At 62.7% G+C, this 17439-nt stretch carries 14 protein-coding genes; 9 read left to right on the top strand and 5 right to left on the bottom strand.

All coding sequences use genetic code 11. The features are described from left to right. The first annotated feature begins 12 nt into the window (after positions 1-12). The 7 genes from paaE to BRPE64_RS07070 all read left to right on the top strand — a co-directional run bounded on the left by paaE (position 13) and on the right by BRPE64_RS07070 (position 11551). A complete protein-coding gene (gene paaE, locus BRPE64_RS07100; protein WP_016345388.1) occupies positions 13-1101 on the top strand; it encodes a 1,2-phenylacetyl-CoA epoxidase subunit PaaE in 1089 nt (362 codons plus the stop codon). Positions 1102-1243: 142 nt separating this feature from the next. Continuing rightward, a complete protein-coding gene (gene pcaF / locus BRPE64_RS07095) occupies positions 1244-2446 on the top strand; it encodes a 3-oxoadipyl-CoA thiolase (RefSeq protein WP_016345387.1) in 1203 nt (400 codons plus the stop codon). A gap of 10 nt (positions 2447-2456) precedes the next feature. After that, positions 2457-3977, top strand: a complete 1521-nt coding sequence (locus BRPE64_RS07090; protein WP_044041340.1) for a 3-hydroxyacyl-CoA dehydrogenase — start codon at positions 2457-2459, stop codon at positions 3975-3977. 33 nt (positions 3978-4010) lie between these two features. Beyond that, a complete protein-coding gene (gene paaK / locus BRPE64_RS07085; protein ID WP_016345385.1) occupies positions 4011-5351 on the top strand; it encodes a phenylacetate--CoA ligase PaaK in 1341 nt (446 codons plus the stop codon). A 240-nt stretch (positions 5352-5591) separates the two neighbouring features. Beyond that, a complete protein-coding gene (locus tag BRPE64_RS07080; RefSeq protein WP_016345384.1) occupies positions 5592-8780 on the top strand; it encodes an efflux RND transporter permease subunit in 3189 nt (1062 codons plus the stop codon). Between the two features lie 27 nt (positions 8781-8807). Beyond that, a complete protein-coding gene (locus BRPE64_RS07075) occupies positions 8808-10016 on the top strand; it encodes an efflux RND transporter periplasmic adaptor subunit (protein WP_016345383.1) in 1209 nt (402 codons plus the stop codon). Further along, a complete protein-coding gene (locus BRPE64_RS07070) occupies positions 10016-11551 on the top strand; it encodes an efflux transporter outer membrane subunit (RefSeq protein WP_016345382.1) in 1536 nt (511 codons plus the stop codon). Before BRPE64_RS07075 ends, BRPE64_RS07070 begins: the two co-directional genes overlap by 1 nt. Positions 11552-12083: 532 nt before the next feature. Here BRPE64_RS07070 and BRPE64_RS07065 read toward each other — a convergent pair. From BRPE64_RS07065 to BRPE64_RS07055, 3 genes are read right to left on the bottom strand one after another with little or no spacing between them, the layout of a single operon-like run. Beyond that, the gene (locus BRPE64_RS07065; RefSeq protein ID WP_232519163.1) at positions 12084-12923 is read right to left on the bottom strand and encodes a class I SAM-dependent methyltransferase; all 840 of its coding nucleotides are present in this window, start codon (positions 12921-12923) and stop codon (positions 12084-12086) included. A gap of 52 nt (positions 12924-12975) precedes the next feature. Continuing rightward, a complete protein-coding gene (locus tag BRPE64_RS07060) occupies positions 12976-13599 on the bottom strand; it encodes a hypothetical protein (RefSeq protein WP_044042050.1) in 624 nt (207 codons plus the stop codon). Positions 13600-13627: 28 nt separating this feature from the next. Further along, positions 13628-15022 carry a selenium-binding family protein gene (locus BRPE64_RS07055; RefSeq protein WP_044041339.1) on the bottom strand — a complete coding sequence of 465 codons (1395 nt, stop codon included), beginning with the start codon at positions 15020-15022 and terminating at the stop codon, positions 13628-13630. A gap of 225 nt (positions 15023-15247) precedes the next feature. Between BRPE64_RS07055 and BRPE64_RS33165 the strand changes: the two genes are divergently transcribed. Continuing rightward, positions 15248-15403, top strand: coding sequence for a hypothetical protein (locus tag BRPE64_RS33165; RefSeq protein WP_016345378.1), 156 nt, complete (start codon positions 15248-15250; stop codon positions 15401-15403). 78 nt (positions 15404-15481) lie between these two features. Here BRPE64_RS33165 and BRPE64_RS07050 read toward each other — a convergent pair whose 3' ends face one another. Continuing rightward, positions 15482-15802 (bottom strand): hypothetical protein, encoded by a 321-nt coding sequence (locus BRPE64_RS07050; RefSeq protein ID WP_016345377.1) that lies wholly within the window; start codon positions 15800-15802, stop codon positions 15482-15484. A gap of 103 nt (positions 15803-15905) precedes the next feature. After that, positions 15906-16373, bottom strand: coding sequence for an Lrp/AsnC family transcriptional regulator (locus BRPE64_RS07045; protein ID WP_016345376.1), 468 nt, complete (start codon positions 16371-16373; stop codon positions 15906-15908). Between the two features lie 113 nt (positions 16374-16486). Between BRPE64_RS07045 and BRPE64_RS07040 the strand changes: the two genes are divergently transcribed. Beyond that, positions 16487-17425, top strand: coding sequence for a DMT family transporter (locus tag BRPE64_RS07040; protein ID WP_016345375.1), 939 nt, complete (start codon positions 16487-16489; stop codon positions 17423-17425). The last annotated feature ends 14 nt before the right edge of the window (positions 17426-17439 follow it).

Below are 17439 nucleotides of genomic sequence, written 5' to 3'. Positions count from 1 at the left end.
GAGCCGATAAAGATGGCGACTCCGCAATTCCATCCGTTGCGCATCCGCGAGGTGCGACCCGAAACCGCCGATGCGTTCACCGTGTCATTCGAGGTGCCGCCCGCGCTACGCGACGCGTTTCGCTTTACGCAAGGGCAGTTCGTGACGCTCAAGACGCATATCGATGGCGAAGAGACGCGTCGCTCGTATTCGATCTGCGTGGGCGTGACCGATTACGATCGCGATGGCGAACTGCGCATCGGCATCAAGCGCGTGCGCGGCGGGCGCTTCTCGAACTTCGCATTCGATACGCTCAAGGCCGGGCACGAGATCGACGTAATGACGCCCGATGGCCGCTTCTTCACGCACCTGAACGCGGATCACGCGAAGCAGTATGTGGCGTTCTCGGGCGGCTCGGGCATCACGCCGGTGCTGGCGATCATCAAGACGACGCTCGACACCGAGCCGACCAGCCGCTTCACGCTCGTGTACGGCAATCGCAGCGTGGACGCGATCATGTTCGCCGAGGAGCTCGAAGATCTGAAGAATCGCTATATGGATCGCTTCTCGCTGTATCACGTGCTCTCGGATGATCTGCAGGACGTGGAGTTGTTCAACGGCGTGCTGGATCAGGCGAAGTGCCAGGCGTTTCTGGAGAGCTTGCTCTCGCCGAACGATATCGATGAAGCATTCATCTGCGGTCCCGGTCCGATGATGGATGCGGCCGAAGCTGCGTTGAAAGACGCGGGCGTGCCGTCGAAGCAGATTCATGTGGAGCGCTTCGGCACGCCGCTGCCGCAAGCGGGCGTGGCGCCGATCGAGATCACGGAGAACACGCCGGCAGCGGAGCTGGAGCTGATCATCGATGGCAAGAAGCGCAAGCTGCGCTTGCCGTACGAAGGCGTGAGCGTGCTCGATGTAGGTCTGAAAGCGGGGCTTGCGCTGCCGTACGCGTGCAAGGGCGGAGTGTGCTGCACGTGCCGCGCGAAAGTGCTCGAAGGCGAAGTGAAGATGGACAAGAACTACACGCTGGAGCCGCACGAAATCGAAGACGGATTCGTGCTGACGTGTCAGTGTCATCCGTTGAGCGAGCGGGTGGTCGTGAGTTTCGACGAGCGTTGAGCGCTGTCATTCGCAACATCGCGCGCATCGCAACGATGCGCGAAGCCTGAGCATTCAAAACCATTTACGCGCCGAAGTCGTTAGCCATGCAACCATTGCGCGGCTTTGTCGCGATCAAACATTCTCCACATCGGGACTTGCCATGACAGAAGCCTTTATCTGCGATGCCATTCGTACGCCCATCGGCCGCTACGGCGGTGTGTTCAAGGACGTGCGCGCCGACGATCTCGGCGCCGTGCCCATCGCCGCGCTCATGCAGCGCAACGCATCGGTGGACTGGTCGCAAGTCGATGACGTGTTGTACGGCTGCGCCAATCAGGCCGGCGAAGACAATCGTAACGTCGCGCGCATGTCGGCCCTGCTCGCTGGCTTGCCGATCGACGTGCCCGGTTCGACGATCAACCGCCTGTGCGGGTCCGGCATGGATGCGGTCGGCAGCGCGGCGCGCGCAATCAAGGCGGGCGACGGCGCGCTCTATATTGCAGGCGGCGTCGAGAGCATGACGCGCGCACCGTTCGTGATGGGCAAGGCGTCGAGTGCGTTCTCGCGTTCGGCCGATATCTTCGATACGACCATCGGCTGGCGCTTCATCAATCGTGCGATGCGCGAACGATACGGCGTCGATTCGATGCCGGAAACAGCGGAGAACGTGGCCGTCGATTTCGGCATCTCGCGCGATGCGCAAGACCGCTTCGCATTGCGCAGCCAGCAGCGCGCGGCGCGTGCACAAGCCGACGGCACGCTCGCGCAGGAGATCGTCGTCGTGAATGTGCCGCAAAAGAAGGGTGAAACGATCGCGATCACGCAAGACGAGCATCCGCGCGAAACATCGCTCGAGACGCTCGCGAAGTTGAAGGGCGTCGTGCGGCCGGATGGCAGCGTGACGGCCGGCAATGCATCGGGCGTGAACGATGGCGCATGCGCGCTCATCATCGCGAGCGAAGATGCGGCGAAGCGCCACGGCCTCACGCCTCGCGCGCGCATTATCGGCATGGCGACGGCGGGCGTCGCGCCGCGCATCATGGGCATCGGTCCCGCGCCGGCCACGCAGAAGCTGCTCGCACGCACGGGGCTCACGCTCGAACAATTCGACGTGATCGAACTGAACGAAGCCTTCGCATCGCAAGGCATCGCGGTGCTGCGTCAGCTCGGGCTCGCCGAGGACGATCCGCGCGTGAATCCGAATGGCGGCGCCATCGCGCTTGGGCATCCGCTCGGCGCGTCCGGCGCGCGTCTCGTCACGACCGCGCTTTATGAACTCGAACGCCGCAACGGCCGCTATGCGCTGTGCACGATGTGCATCGGCGTGGGGCAGGGCATTGCCATTGCAATCGAACGAGTGTGAGGGCTGTGGCATGACACAAGGCATTTCGACATCAGCGTGCGTAGGCGTGATCGGCGCTGGTGCGATGGGCGCGGGCATCGCGCAGGTCGCCGCGCTCGCGGGACATACCGTGCTGCTCTGCGATCTCGATCCCAAAGCGCTCGACCGTGCACGCAACGGTATCGCCGCGAATGTGCAGCGTCTGATCGACAAGCAGAAACTCGATGAAGCAGCAGGTAAAGCCGCACTCGAACGCGTGCGCATCGTGACGAGTCTCGCCGACATGCGTACGACGGCGCTCGTCATCGAAGCCGTCGCCGAGCGGCTCGACATCAAGCGTGCGTTGTTCGCGGAGCTCGAAGGCATCGTGACGCCGGAATGCATCCTCGCGACCAACACGTCGTCCATTTCCATCACGGCGATTGCAGCGGCGTTGAAGCATCCGTCGCGCGTGGTCGGCATGCACTTCTTCAACCCGGCACCGTTGATGGCGCTCGTTGAAGTCGTTAGCGGTCTGGCAACATCTAAAGCAATCGCGCAAACGGTCTATGCGACATCCGCGGCATGGGGCAAGAAGCCTGTGTTCGCGAAGTCGACGCCGGGCTTCATCGTCAATCGTGCGGCGCGGCCGTACTATGCGGAAGGCCTGCGCGTGCTCGGCGAGCAGGGCGCGGATGCCGCTTCCATCGATGCCGTCATGCGCGATGCGGGCGGCTTCAAAATGGGCCCGTTCGAACTGATGGATTTGATCGGCCACGACGTGAACTTCGCCGTGACGCAATCGGTGTTCAACGCCTATTTCAACGATCCGCGCTTTACGCCTTCGTTGATTCAGCAGGAACTGGTGAACGCGGGTTTTCTTGGGCGCAAGACGGGCCGTGGCTTCTACGACTACGCAGCGGATGCCGCGAAGCCCGCACCGCGTATCGAAACGAACACGCGCACGCCGTCGAAGATCGTGCTCGGTGAAAGCGCTTCGCTGTATGCGAGTCTGCAATCGCGCATTGCGCAGCATGCCGCGATCGAACACGGCAATGTGCTGCCCGGCCTCATCGCGAAGATCGACGACGCCTGTCTCTTTCTCACCGATGGCCGTACCGCAACCGAACGCGCGCACGCACTCGGCATCGACAACGTTGTGCTGATCGATCTCGCCCTCGACTATGCGAACGCGCCAAGCGTGGCCATCACGCGCGCGCGTCAATGTCACGACGATGCCTACGCGGCAGTCGCCGGCGCGCTCGCGAGAAGCGGCTATGCAGTCGTGCCTTTCAAAGATGTCGCCGGCATGGCCGTGGTGCGCACGGTGGCGATGCTGATCAACGAAGCGGCGGACGCGGTGAATCAGGGCGTCTGCACGAGCGCCGATCTCGACCTCGCGATGGAGAAGGGCGTGAACTATCCGCTCGGACCGTTGGCGTGGGGCGAGCGCATCGGCATCGATCGCGTTCATGACGTGCTGCTCCATCTCGCGGCGCATTACGGCGAGGACCGTTATCGTGCGTCGCCGCTGATCGCCGCCTTGCGTCATTCGGGCCAGCGCTTTCATTGAAGCGAATTCGTGTCATCCATTTTTTGAGCCTTCATGCAGGAGACAATCGTGGTTCAAGCCATTGCACAGCAGAGCGAACTGGAGCCGATCGAACGCGCGAGCCGCGACGAATTGCAGGCGTTGCAACTCGAACGCCTCAAATGGACGCTGCGTCACGCGTATGACAACGTGCCGCACTATCGTTGCGCGTTCGATGCCGCAGGCGTGCATCCCGACGATCTGCGCGAACTCTCCGACCTCGCGCGTTTTCCGACCACATCGAAAACCGATCTGCGCGATAACTATCCGTTCGGTCTCTTCGCCGTGCCGCGCGATCAGGTGGTGCGCGTGCATGCATCGAGCGGCACGACCGGCAAGCCGACGGTAGTTGGCTATACAGCGAAGGACATCGACACGTGGGCCCACGTCACCGCGCGATCGATTCGCGCGGCGGGCGGCCGCAAGGGCGACACGTTGCACAACGCATTCGGCTATGGCCTCTTCACGGGCGGCCTCGGCATTCACTACGGCGCCGAGCGACTGGGCTGCATGGTCGTGCCGATGTCGGGCGGCCAGACCGAAAAGCAAGTGCAACTGATCCGCGATTTCGAGCCGTCGATCATTCTCGTCACGCCGTCGTACATGCTGAACCTCATCGACGAGATGACGCGTCAGGGCATGGACCCGGCCAACACGTCGCTCAAAATCGGCATCTTCGGCGCAGAGCCGTGGAGTCAGGGTTTGCGCAGCGAGATCGAGACGCGCGCAGGCATTCAGGCGCTGGATATCTATGGACTGTCGGAGATCATGGGGCCGGGCGTCGCGTGCGAATGCATCGAAACGAAGGACGGTCCGACGATCTGGGAAGACCATTTCTATCCCGAGATCATCGACCCGCTGACGGGCGAAGTGCTTCCTGAAGGCAGTACGGGCGAACTTGTTTTCACGTCGCTCACGAAGGAAGCGATGCCGATGATCCGTTACCGCACGCGCGATCTCACGTCGCTGCTGCCGCCGAGCGCGCGTTCGATGCGACGTCTCGCGAAGATCACGGGCCGCTCGGACGACATGCTCATCATTCGCGGCGTGAATGTATTTCCGAGCCAGATCGAAGAGCTGATTCTCGCGATTCCGCGTTTGAGCGGGCAATATCAGTTGTGCGTGTCGCGTGAGGGCCACATGGATTCGCTGGCCGTTGCTGTCGAAGCGCGCGCCGAAATCTGTGCGACCCTGAGCGACGGCGATCGCGCGGGCTTGTCGCGCGAGCTTCAGCAACGCGTCAAGACGATCGTCGGTGTTTCGACGCAAGTGCGCGTGCTCGATTCAGGCGAACTGCCGACGACCGCCACGGGCAAGGCCAAGCGCGTGCTGGACCTGCGTCCCGCGACCGCTTAAACACTCGTTTCGTCAAGCGCCTCGCGTGCCGCGGGGCGCAACGCTGTTCCCACCATCTGGAGCGCGCGTTCCATTTCCGGTGCGGTCATGCATTCTTCTGCACAATTCCTTCCGCATAAACCCTCGCAACCGTTTGCGCAAATTGTTTTGTAAGCTTCTATTGTGTCATCGTAGCGAGTGCATTCTTGTCGCACCAGAACAGCATTCGAATAACGAACAAACGGGGCAGGCGGAACTTCGATGTGGATCGTCAGACTCGCGCTCAAGCGCCCGTACACATTCATTGTTCTGTCGCTGCTTCTGCTGATCATCGGTCCGCTCGTCATCCTGCGCACGCCGACCGACATCTTCCCCAACATCGACATTCCGGTGGTCAGCGTCATCTGGTCGTACACGGGTTTGCCGCCCGATCAGATGGAGCGCCGCATCACGCTCAACTATGAGCGCGGGCTGTCGGTGGCGGTGAACGATATCGAGCATATCGAATCGGAATCGCTGCCGGGCATCGCGGTGATCCGCATCTATTTTCAGCCGAACGCGAATGTCGATGAAGCGATCGCCGAGATCACCGCGCTCTCGCAAACGCAATTGCGTTCGCTTCCGCCGGGCATCACGCCGCCGAATATCCTGCGCTTCAATGCGTCCACGGTGCCGATTCTGCGGCTCGCGTTGTCGTCGGCGGAACTCACGGAGCAGCAGCTCTACGACTTCGGCAACAGCTTCCTGAAGACGCAGCTCGCAACGGTGCAGGGCGCATCGGTGCCGCTGCCCTATGGCGGCAAGCAGCGTCAGATCATGGTCGATATCGACTCACGCAAGCTGCAGGCGAAGAACCTCGCGCCCACCGATGTCGTCAACGCGATCAGCGCGCAGAACCTCATCCTGCCGACGGGCACGACGAAGATCGGCTCGATGGAATATTCGGTCGGCCTGAACGCGAGTCCGAGCTCGATCGAAGGACTCAACGACATACCGATTCGCACCGGCCCCGGCGGCACGATCTATATCAAGGACGTCGCGAACGTGCGTGACGGCTTTCAGCCGCAGACCAACATCGTGCGCGTGGACGGCACGCGCGCCTCGCTACTCACGATCAACAAGAGCGGCAATGCATCGACGCTCGATATCGTCGCGCGCGTGAAGAACCTGTTGCCCACGCTGCGCGGCATGGTGCCCGAGTCGCTCAAGATAGAGCCGGTTGCGGATCAATCGCTGTTCGTGCGCGCATCGGTGTCGGGCGTGTTGCGCGAAGCGGTGATCGCCGCGGGCCTGACCGCGCTCATGGTGCTGCTCTTTCTCGGCAGCTGGCGCGCGACGCTCATCATTGCAATCTCGATACCGCTCTCGATGCTCACGTCGATCGTCGCGCTCTCCGCGATCGGGCAGACCATCAACATCATGACGCTGGGCGGTCTCGCGCTCGCGGTCGGTATTCTCGTCGACGATGCCACCGTCGCGATCGAGAACATCAGTCAGAATCTGGAGCAGGGCAAGGAACTGGAGCAGGCGATTCTCGACGGCGCACAGCAGATCGCGGTGCCCACGCTCGTATCGACGCTCTCCATCTGCATCGTATTCATTCCGATGTTCCTGTTGACCGGCGTTGCGCATTATCTCTTCGTGCCGATGGCCGAGGCCGTGGTCTTCGCGATGCTCGCATCGTATTTCTTTTCGCGCACGCTGATCCCGACGCTCGCGAAATATCTGCTGCGTCATCACGAACACATGGGCGGCGATATCGAATCGATGAAGGGTTCGCGCAATCCGTTCGTGCGCGTGCATCTCGCATTCGAGCGGCATTTCGAATCCGTGCGCAATCGCTACAAGGGTTTTCTCGAAGCACGGCTTGCGCGGCCCGGACGCTTCGCATCATTGTTTCTGCTGTGCTGTCTGTTGTCGCTCGGTCTTGCGCCGTTCCTCGGTCGCGACTTCTTTCCGTCGATCGACTCCGGCGTGATCGCGCTGCACATGCGCGCGAAAACCGGCACACGTATCGAGGAAACCGCTGCGCTCACCGATCGCGTCGATGCGCGCATCCGCCAGTTGATTCCTCGCGGCGAAATTCGCTCGATCATCGACAACATGGGTCTGCCGGTCTCGGGCATCAATCTCTCGTATAACAACACGGGTACGGTCAGCTCCGCCGATGCCGATGTGCTCATCAGCCTGAACGAAGATCATGCGCCAACCGAAGGCTATATCCACGAACTGCGCAAGCGTCTGCCGCAGGAATTTCCAGGCGTCGCGTTCTCGTTTTTGCCCGCCGATATCGTCAGCCAGATTCTGAACTTCGGCGTGCCCGCACCGATCGATATCGCCATCACCGGGCGCGACGTGCGCGGCAATCGTGCGCTTGCGAATCGCCTGCTGGAAAAGATTCGCCGCGTGCCGGGTCTCGTCGATGCACGCATTCAACAGCCATCCGATCTGCCTTCGATCAACGTCGAGGTCGATCGCACGAAGGCGCTGCAAGCGGGCTTCACGCAGCGCGATGTCGCAAACAATCTGCTGATCACGCTGTCCGGCAGCCAGCAGACGACGCCAACCTTCTGGCTCAATCCCGTGAACGGCGTGAGCTACAACGTGATCACGTCCGCGCCGCAATACGACATGGACTCGCTGCAATCGGTCGCCAACATTCCGGTCACGTCGTCGAGCGGCAAGACCAATATTCTCGGCGCGCTCGCGTCGCTCTCGCGCGGTTCGCGCGACGCGGTCGTCTATCACTACAACGCGCAGACCACCATCAACCTCTATGCGACGACCGAGCGGCGCGATCTCGGCGCGGTGTCGGACGACGTGCAAGGCATCATCGACGAAGCACGCGGCGCGTTGCCCAAGGGCTCGTCGATCGAGATGCGCGGCCAGGTCGAGACGATGAACGGTTCGTTCTCCGGGCTCGCGTTCGGGCTCATCCTCGCGGTCGTGCTGGTGTATCTGCTGATCGTCGTGAACTTTCAATCGTGGATCGATCCGTTCGTGATCATCACCGCGTTGCCGGGCGCGCTTGCGGGCATCGTATGGATGCTGTTCCTCACGCATACGACGCTCTCGATTCCCGCATTGACGGGCGCGATCATGTGTATCGGCATCGCGACGGCGAACAGCATTCTGGTGGTGAGTTTCGCACGCACGGCGCTGGCCGAGCACGGCGATGCGGTGCGCTCTGCGCTCGAAGCGGGCTATTCGCGCTTTCGTCCGGTATTGATGACTGCCGCCGCGATGATGATCGGCATGGTGCCGATGGCGATCGGTCTCGGCGAAGGCGGCGAGCAGAACGCGCCACTCGGACGCGCGGTGATCGGCGGGCTCATGGTCGGCACCATCGCGACGTTGTTCTTCGTGCCCGTGGTGTTCTCGATCATCTATCGACGCATGGAAGCGCGTGGCAAAGGTCCGAACGCGGCGGCCAGTGAAGCGGCGCATTAACACAATCGATCTGCAGGCGGAGTGAGAATGGAGAAGCAGTTGTCGCAACGATCGGGCAACACGAAGCGCGGGCGCTTATGGCTCGTGATCGCGCTCGTCGTGATCGTCGCGCTCATCGCGCAAGGCATACTTTCGCGGCGTGCAGCGCATGCGGAACTCGAACGCGATGCGAACGAGCATGGCATGCAGACGGTGGAGGTCATCAAGCCGATGCGCATGAAGGCATCGCAGGACCTCGTGCTCGCGGGCGATATCCGCGCATACTCCGATGCGCCGATCTTCGCGCGCACCAACGGTTATCTGAAGCGCTGGACCGTGGATATCGGCACGAAAGTGAAGAAGGGCCAGTTGCTCGCGGAGATCGATGCGCCCGAAATCAACGATCAGTTGCGTCAGGCTCGCGCCGATGCGCAGACCGCGCGCGCGAACTATCTGCTCGCGAGAACGACCGCCGAACGCTGGGCGCAGATGCTCAAGAACAATTCGGTATCGCGTCAGGAAACGGACGAGAAGAACGGCGACATGCTCGCGAAGGAAGCGGCGCTCAACGCGGCGCAGGCGAACGTGTCGCGGCTCGAACAACTCGTGTCGTTCCAAAAGATCTATGCACCGTTCGATGGCGTCGTGACCGCGCGCAATACGGATGTCGGTCAATTGATCGATGCGGGCAGCGGCACGGCAGGCCGCGAGCTCTTTCACATTCAGGATGCATCGACGTTGCGTGTGTTCGTCGATGTGCCGCAGGCGTATGCGCGAATGGTCAACACGGGCTTGCCCGCCGAGCTGTTGCTCAACGAAGAGCGCAATCGCAAGTTCGAAGGCGTGACGGTGCGCACGTCGGGCGCGGTCGATCCGGTGGCACGCACGATGCGCGTCGAAGTCGATGTCAAGAATCCGACCGGCGAGTTGTTCGCAGGCGCGTATGCGCAGGTGCGCTTTCGTCTCACGAGCGCGAATCCTTCGTACACGCTGCCGGGCAACGCGTTGCTGTTTCGTCCCGATGGCGTGCATGCGGCAAGCGTCGATGCGAACAATCGCGTGAAGCTCCTGCCGATCACGCTCGGCACGGACTACGGCACGCGCGTGTCAATCGTGTCGGGCCTGAAGGGCGATGAACGCGTGATCGTCAATCCGCCCGACTCGATTATCGACGGCGCGGCCGTGCGCGTCGGACGCGCGGAGGCGGGCGCGGGCGCGAGCGGCGCGACGGCGAAAGCCGAAGGAAGCGAGTCGTGATGATGCGCGTGAGTGTTCCCCGGTGGCTCACTATCGCGAGCATCGCGAGCGTCGCAAGTATCGCGGGCTGCACGGTTGGACCGGACTATGTGCGGCCCGAAGTCGCCGTGCCGGCTGCGTATAAATCGCAAGCGCCGCTCGATGCGCCTTCGGGGGCATCGGCATCAATATCGACTTCAACATCGCAGGACTGGAAGCCCGCGCAACCCGCCGATGCAAAGCCGCGCGCGCCATGGTGGGAGGTCTACGGCGATCCGCAATTGAACGCGCTGGAAGAGCGCGTCGCGACGGCCAATCAGACCGTTGCCGCCGCCGCCGCGCGTTTTCGCGGAGCGCGCGCCGCAGTGGCGCAGGCGCGGTCGGCTTACTTCCCGACCGTCACCGCGAATGCGGCGTTCAATCAGTCGCGGGCGTCGTCGAACGTGTTGTACAAGTCGAGCGCGGGCGTGACGGTGCCGGACTATCTGATCGATGCGCAAATTTCGTGGGAGCCGGACCTGTGGGGCCGCATTTCGCGTGCGGTCGAAGGCGGGCGGGCGCAGGCGCAGGCCAGCGCCGCGGACCTGCAGAGCGCCATTCTGTCGATGCAGGCCGAGCTTGCCACCAACTACTTCGATCTGCGCGGCACGGTGGAGGAAGAGCGGCTGTTGCAAGCGACATTGCAGGCTTACGAGCGCGCGCTCGCCTTGACGCGCGATCGCTTCGCGGGCGGCGTTGCGGCAGAGTCGGACGTCGCGCAGGCCGAGGAGCAATTGCGCGCGACGCAGGCGCAGTTCATCGATCTCGAAACCACGCGCGTGAGCCTCGTCAATGCGATTGCGATTCTCGTCGGCGAAGCGCCTTCGAGCTTCACACTCGATGTCGCGCCGCTCAACGAAGCGCATGCGCCGCATCCTTCGGCCGCGCTCGCCGCGTTGCCGCTCAGCGTGCCGTCGGCGCTGCTCGAACGACGGCCGGATATCGCGGCGGCAGAGCGGCGCGTCGCCGATGCGAATGCGCGCGTCGGGGTGGCGACGGCGGCGTTCTTTCCGAACCTGCTGCTGGCCGCGACGGGCGGCCTGGAGGCGACGCATTTCAGTTCGTGGCTGCAAGCGCCGAGCCGCTTCTGGTCGCTCGGGCCGCAGCTTGCATTCACCGTGCTCGACTTCGGCGGCCGGGCAGCGGCGCGCGACACCGCGCGCGCCGCCTACGACGAGAGCGTCGCCGATTATCGGCAAACCGTGCTGACGGCCTTCGGACAGGTGGAGGACAACCTGAACGCGCTCGACGTGCTGCGCCGCGAGGGCGAAGCGCAGCGCGATGCGGTGGACGCGGCGCAACGGGCGCTCGGCAAGGTCAGCAACCGATATGAAAACGGCGCGATCACGTATCTCAGCGTGGTGGTGACGCAGGCAATCGTGCTGTCCGATCAACGCGCGGCCGTGCGCATCGAACGGAGGCGCATGGCGGCGAGTGTCGCGCTCGTCAAAGCGCTTGGCGGAGGATGGACTACGGCGGAGTTGCCGAGTGCTGAAGAAGTGTCGCGGCGGGATTGAATGTGCATTTTGCATGCGTTGTTCCAAATGGAATAACGCATGCATAAGGTCAAATGCAAAAGCCGGGCCGACGATTGCCGGTTCTGATCAATACGGTGCGGGGGAATAGCCCTCAGTGTTGGCGTTGTGCATGCAAAACGCCATCTGGTATATCGCATGCAGAAGTCAAAACGCGATACGGCGGACTAGCCCACGAAAAGTCGGGCTAACGGTAGCCAGCCGGCTCAATACCCTGCGAAGTGTGGGCCGTGGACGAGAGCCCCTTTGGCGTTGGCGTTTTTGCATGCGAAAGCCATCCGGCATAACGCATCCAAAAGACAAAATGCAAAAGTCCAAATGCAAGAGCCGGACTAACAACCGCCAGTCCGGCTCGATGTACGTGGAGTAATAGCTACAGATCAATAACCTTCACCGTCGGCATTCTGCATACAAAGCGCCATCCGGCATAACGCATGCAAAATGCCGGACGCGGTGCCAATGCCAACGCGATCGTCAACGAAAGCGCCAACAGCCCCCACCACGCCCCGAACAATCAACCCTTACCCTTCGGCCGGCAGATCATAAAATACTGCGAACTCATCCACCACGGCGCGATCGGCAACGGGCTCAGATGCGTGGCATCGATCACGAAGCGCTTGCTCACCACATCACGCAGTTCGCGGAAATCAAACCCCTTATGCGTCGTGCGCGGATTTTCGGGGCGGCTCACGCGAATGCCGACCATCGCCTTGACCAGTTCCGCAGGCGAGTACTCGGACTTGAACGAGCGGCTGCGAATCATCCAGTTCGATACTTTCGGCCCGATCGCGAGCCCGTACATGATCGGCACGGAGATCACGAACGCGCCGTTCGGCTTCAAAATGCGCGCGGCGTCGCTCAAAAGGTTATCGAGTTCGTTGTCGTAGAGATGCTCGCAGACCTCGAACGCGGTGAGCACATCCACGCTGCTCGACGCCACTGAATCGAGCGATTCGGCGTAGTTCACTTCGGGAAACGCCGGCGCCATGAACATATCGTGACCGATCAGCGTAACGTCCGGGCGCGCTCCGCCGAGCGTATGCAGAAACAGACCCGGCCCCGCGCCGAAATCGACGACCGTGCCGCGATTCGCGCACAGTTTGCTGACGAGATCGATCGCCATCGACATGCGGCTGCGATGCGCGAAGCGTGCGAGCGGATTGCCGGAATTGACTGTTTGTTCTTCGTATGAAATTTCACGCATCGGGAAGCTCCCCACGTTGTTGTCGGCTGGATGATTCGGTGGTGCGCCGCGATATTCGTGTTCTGTCCGGGCGATATTGCCGGGAGTCGCATGCGCGCGCAATCGACACCGGTAGGCGTTCCCCGCCGAACTAGAGCCGACTTCGGCCATGCCGCCGGCTACGCGTCGAGCGGCGCGCACGCACACGGGAAATGAGTCGAGGCTACACGAAGAGCAGCACGCCGCATGCGATCAGGGCCACACTCCAGAGCCAATCGATGTTGATCCAGCCGTGGCGCAAAAAGCCCAGTCCGCCGCGCGCTTGAAGGGACATCGCGAACATGGAGATGGCGGCGATCACCGCGAGCATCGCGCCCGTGTGCACCGTCAGCGCGAGCGCGCCGGCCTCGAAAGCGCCGCCCGACACCGGCCCGCTGCACAGCGGCAGCAGCGCGGGCACGAGCATGAGCCCCGCGCCGTGCGCGCTCGACATCACGAACGACCACAGCGCGAGCCCCGCCAGACCCGTGCGCATGCCGACGGTCGGCCGTCCGCGATGGCCGCGCCACGCGTTCCATACGCCCCAGCCGATCAGTAGCACACCGCACGCGCGTGCGAGGCTGTCGTGACCGACGACGGCGCCCAGAGTGAGCGCGCCCGCCAGCACGAGCGCCACGGACGCCGCGTGTCCCAGCGCGATCGGCACGAGCGACACGAGCGCGACGCGCCGGCTCTTCGCGTAGATGCCGAGCGCGACCGCGAACAGCCAGCCCATCGCGGGATTGAGGCCATGAAACGCGCCGAGGCCCGCGGCCGTGAGGAGCAGCGCGGGAGAGACGGCATTCACGGCGTTCATGCGGGCGGCTCGCGGCGCATCACGGATAACAGTAAGAATCCGACGAGCAATCGCCGCCTTGCAGCCGGATCTGATGCGGCCGATGTCCCTTCGGCCAGTCGATGAAGAAGTCTCGGTCGACGGCAAGCCCGCCGTCCGGCGCGGCGTCGAGCTTGACCATCCAGCCGTCGATGCCTTCGGGATAGAACTGCGCATCCACGGCGCCGTAAAGCGAGTTCGTGAAGTAGACGCGGCGGCCGTCGCGGCTCACTTCGACCATCTGAGGTCCGCCGTTGAGCGCGCCGTTCGCGGCCCCCGCATGCGTCGCGCGCGAGACGATGCCGCCCAGGCGCACCTTGCCCGTCAGTTTCGGCGCGAACGGGTCGGAGACGTCGTATTGCAGCATGTCGCCGGTGCCCCAGCACGAGACGTAGAGGAAGCGGTCGTCCATCGACAGATCGATATCGGAGACGAGCGGCGGCACCGCGCCGAAGCCTTTGAGCAGCGGCGGAAGCTTGTCGGCGTCGGCGGGTTCGGCGGGAATGTCGATGATTTTCTTGACCGCCCACTTGTCCTTGTCGCGATACCAGGTCCAGATCGACGACGACAGGTCCTTCAGGCTGATCACGCAATTGACGAAGCCGTACGCCTTGGTCGGATCGTGCGCGGGGCGCAGTTCGAAGACGAGTTGATATTCGTCGCCGAAGTCGATTTCCTGTAGGTGCTTGCGTTTGGTGAAGTCCCAGAAATGCAGCTTGCGCCCGTATTTCGCGCCGAGCAAAAGCTCGGGCACAAGGCCGTCCTCGAAGGTATCGGGCGTGCCCCATTCGCTCGTGACCATCGTGTCGTAGCCGAGATGCCACCAACCGTCGTAAGCGAGACGTTGCGGGCCGCGATCCACTTCCCAGCGGCCGAGCGGATCGAAGCTCTGCTGGTCGAGCATCAGCACGCCGCCGGGCGCCTTGCCTTCGGCATTGCCGAGCGCGGTGATATAGATGCCGCCCGGCCCGCAGTGCACGGTATGCGGGCGCGTATAGCCGGTCTTTTCGGCGAGTTCTTCAGGCTCGATCGTTTTGACGATGACCGGCTGCTTCGGATCGGGCTTCGTATCGAGAATATGAATGCGCGACGAGCGCAGCCCCGGCACGACGAGATAACGCCGCTCCATATGCGGATGCGGCGCGTTCGGGCACAAGCATGAAGAACACGCGTTCCAGCCGAAGTGATGCAACTCGTCGCCGATATCGGGCATCGACACTTCGCCGACGATCTTCGTATAGCTCGACGAAGCGGGGTCCACATCGACTACGGCGATCTTGTCCGGTGTCTTGCGCTCGGGATCGAATGTCGCGACGTAGGCGAGCGTTTCGCGCGGAGCCTTCGCCGCGAGCCGCGGGGAAGGGTAGAAGCTCGGATCCGGTTTCCATGTCGCCATGCTGCGTCTCCTGGTTGCGTGATCGTCGGTTGCGTGATCGTCGATTGCCAAAGCACCATGGACACAAGCATAGGACACAAGCACGCCGGGCGCTTTCGCTTGGCGCCGATTCGTTTATCTGTGTTGCAGCTTAGCTTTTGCGCGGGCGTATGAAACGGCGATGAAACGGCGCGCGGAACAGCGCCTAGAATGAAGTCATCGTCCCTTGACCGAGAGGAGGTCCCGATGACCGAGCCGATGATCAGCCTGATGGCGGGCGTCATCCTGGTGTTGTGCATCGCGGTGGTTCTCGTCATGCATCACCGGCACCCGCACATTCACACGCCCAAAGCGCGCTGGCTCGACACGCATCCGCCGCGTGACTGGATGCACCGGCGCTGAAGTGCAGCGCAGCATATGAAGAAAGTACAGACGGCGCCGGCATCGACCGGCGCTTTTTTTGCAAGTGACGCTGCAAACTCAGCGGCGCGGCCCTTTCATAGCCTCGGCTTCCATCGCCGCGTGCCACTCCTCGCTGTTCTCGATCGGGTCCATGCCTTCGTCGATGAACGCCGACGCGCGCTCCGCCACCGCGCGCGTTTCGTCGTCGGTGTCTTCATCGATCACCGAGTCTTCGTCGGCGGGCGGCTCCAGCATGTCCTGCAGCATCGCTTCCAGTTCGGGCGTGTCCCACGGCTCGTCGCGCTGCTTTTTCTTCTTGATGTAATGCCGCACTTCGGCATCCTGCTCGGGAGTCAGCGGAAGCCCGCGGAAGGTGCTGCTGGCGTCGAAGTCACTCATGGTCGCTCCTTTCGCGCATAAGCTGTTGCAGAACCCGTCCTGCGTTCCAAGCGCCCTTAGTGTAACGCCGTTCCCCGGCGCGCAAAAAACGCACGGGCTTCATTCAGCCAAGCGGCGGCAGACGTCTTTCGATCGGCGTCGCCTTCACGATGGCCGTGCTCGTCGCGGCGCGTTCCGTCACGCGGCTGAGGATGTCGTCGAGATGCTCGATCGAGCGTAGATAAAGGCGGCACACGAAACAGTCGTCGCCCGTGACTTTGTCGCATTCGACGAACTCGGGAATGCGCCGGATCGCGTCCTCGACGAGATGCAGCTGCCCCGGCAGCGGCTGTACCCGCACGATGGCCTGCAACGTATAGCCGAGCGCGCGCGGGTCGATATCGACGGTAAAGCCGCGGATCACGCCTTGCGTTTCCAGCCGCCGCACGCGTTCGGCCGTGCTCGGCGCGGACAAGCCGATGCGTTTGGCAAGCTCGCTGATCGCGATGCGTCCGTCGCTTGCCAGCACGCCGATCAGTTCGCGGTCGATAGCGTCGATGCCCGCCGGCGATGCGCCAAGGTTCTTTGTCATAATCGCCTTCGATTCAAAGGATGAACGTTTTGCGTGCCTCATTTTAAGCATGGTTTTGAGCGAAGCGCATCGTTAGACTTGAACGCATCGAAACTCGTTTTAAGCAGGCCAGGATGAACACCGAACAAATGAACGCGCGCATTGCGAACGCATCGCACGGGAATGACTTGCGTCGCGGCGCGATCGAGATGTCGCTTGCCATGCTGATGTCGGGCACGATCGGCTGGCTCGTCGTGTCGTCGGGGCAAACGCCCTGGAACGTGGTGTTTTTTCGCTGCGTGTTCGGCGGGGCGACGCTGCTCGCCGTGTGCGCGGCGCTGGGCTTTTTAAAGGCGCGCTATTTTTCGTGGCGGATGATCGGCCTCGTGCTGATCGGCAGCGTGGCGATCGTCGGCAACTGGCTCTTGCTGTTCGCCGCGTATTCGCGCGCATCGATCTCGATGGCGACGACCGTCTACAACACGCAGCCGTTCATGCTTGTCGCGCTCGGGGTGATCGTCTTGCGCGAACGCGTGTCGGCATCGACCGTCGCGTGGCTCGGCATTGCATTCGTCGGGCTCGTGATGGTGGTGCGCGTGGAGCCCGCCGTGCTCGCCATGCCGGGGCAATATCTCGAAGGCATCGCGTATGCGCTCGGCGCGGCCTTTCTGTACGCGATCTCGTCGATCGTCACGAAGCGTTTGAAGGGCACGCCGCCGCATCTCATCGCGATGCTGCATGTGCTGTTCGGCATCGCAATGCTCGCGCCGTTCGCGCGTTTCGATCAGGCGCCCGCGACGCTTGCGGGCTGGAGCGATCTCGTCGTGCTCGGCGTCGTGAACACGGGGCTCATGTACGTGCTGCTCTACGGCGCGATCCAGAAGCTGCCGACGGCGACCATCGGCGCGCTGTCGTTCATCTATCCGGTGGTCGCGATCGTCGTCGACTGGCTCGCGTTCGGGCAGCGGCTCGCGTGGCTGCAAGTGGCGGGCGCCGCGCTCATTCTGCTCGCGGCGGCAGGCGTGAATCTGCAATGGCGGATCGTGCCGGCACGCGTGCGAGCGAACGAGTAACGTCATCTCGTATA

Origin of the sequence: Caballeronia insecticola, from assembly GCF_000402035.1 — a bacterium.
Classification (GTDB): Bacteria; Pseudomonadota; Gammaproteobacteria; order Burkholderiales; family Burkholderiaceae; genus Caballeronia; species Caballeronia insecticola.
Note: the sequence above shows the minus strand (reverse complement) of the source record. Positions and strands in the feature narration are given on the sequence as shown.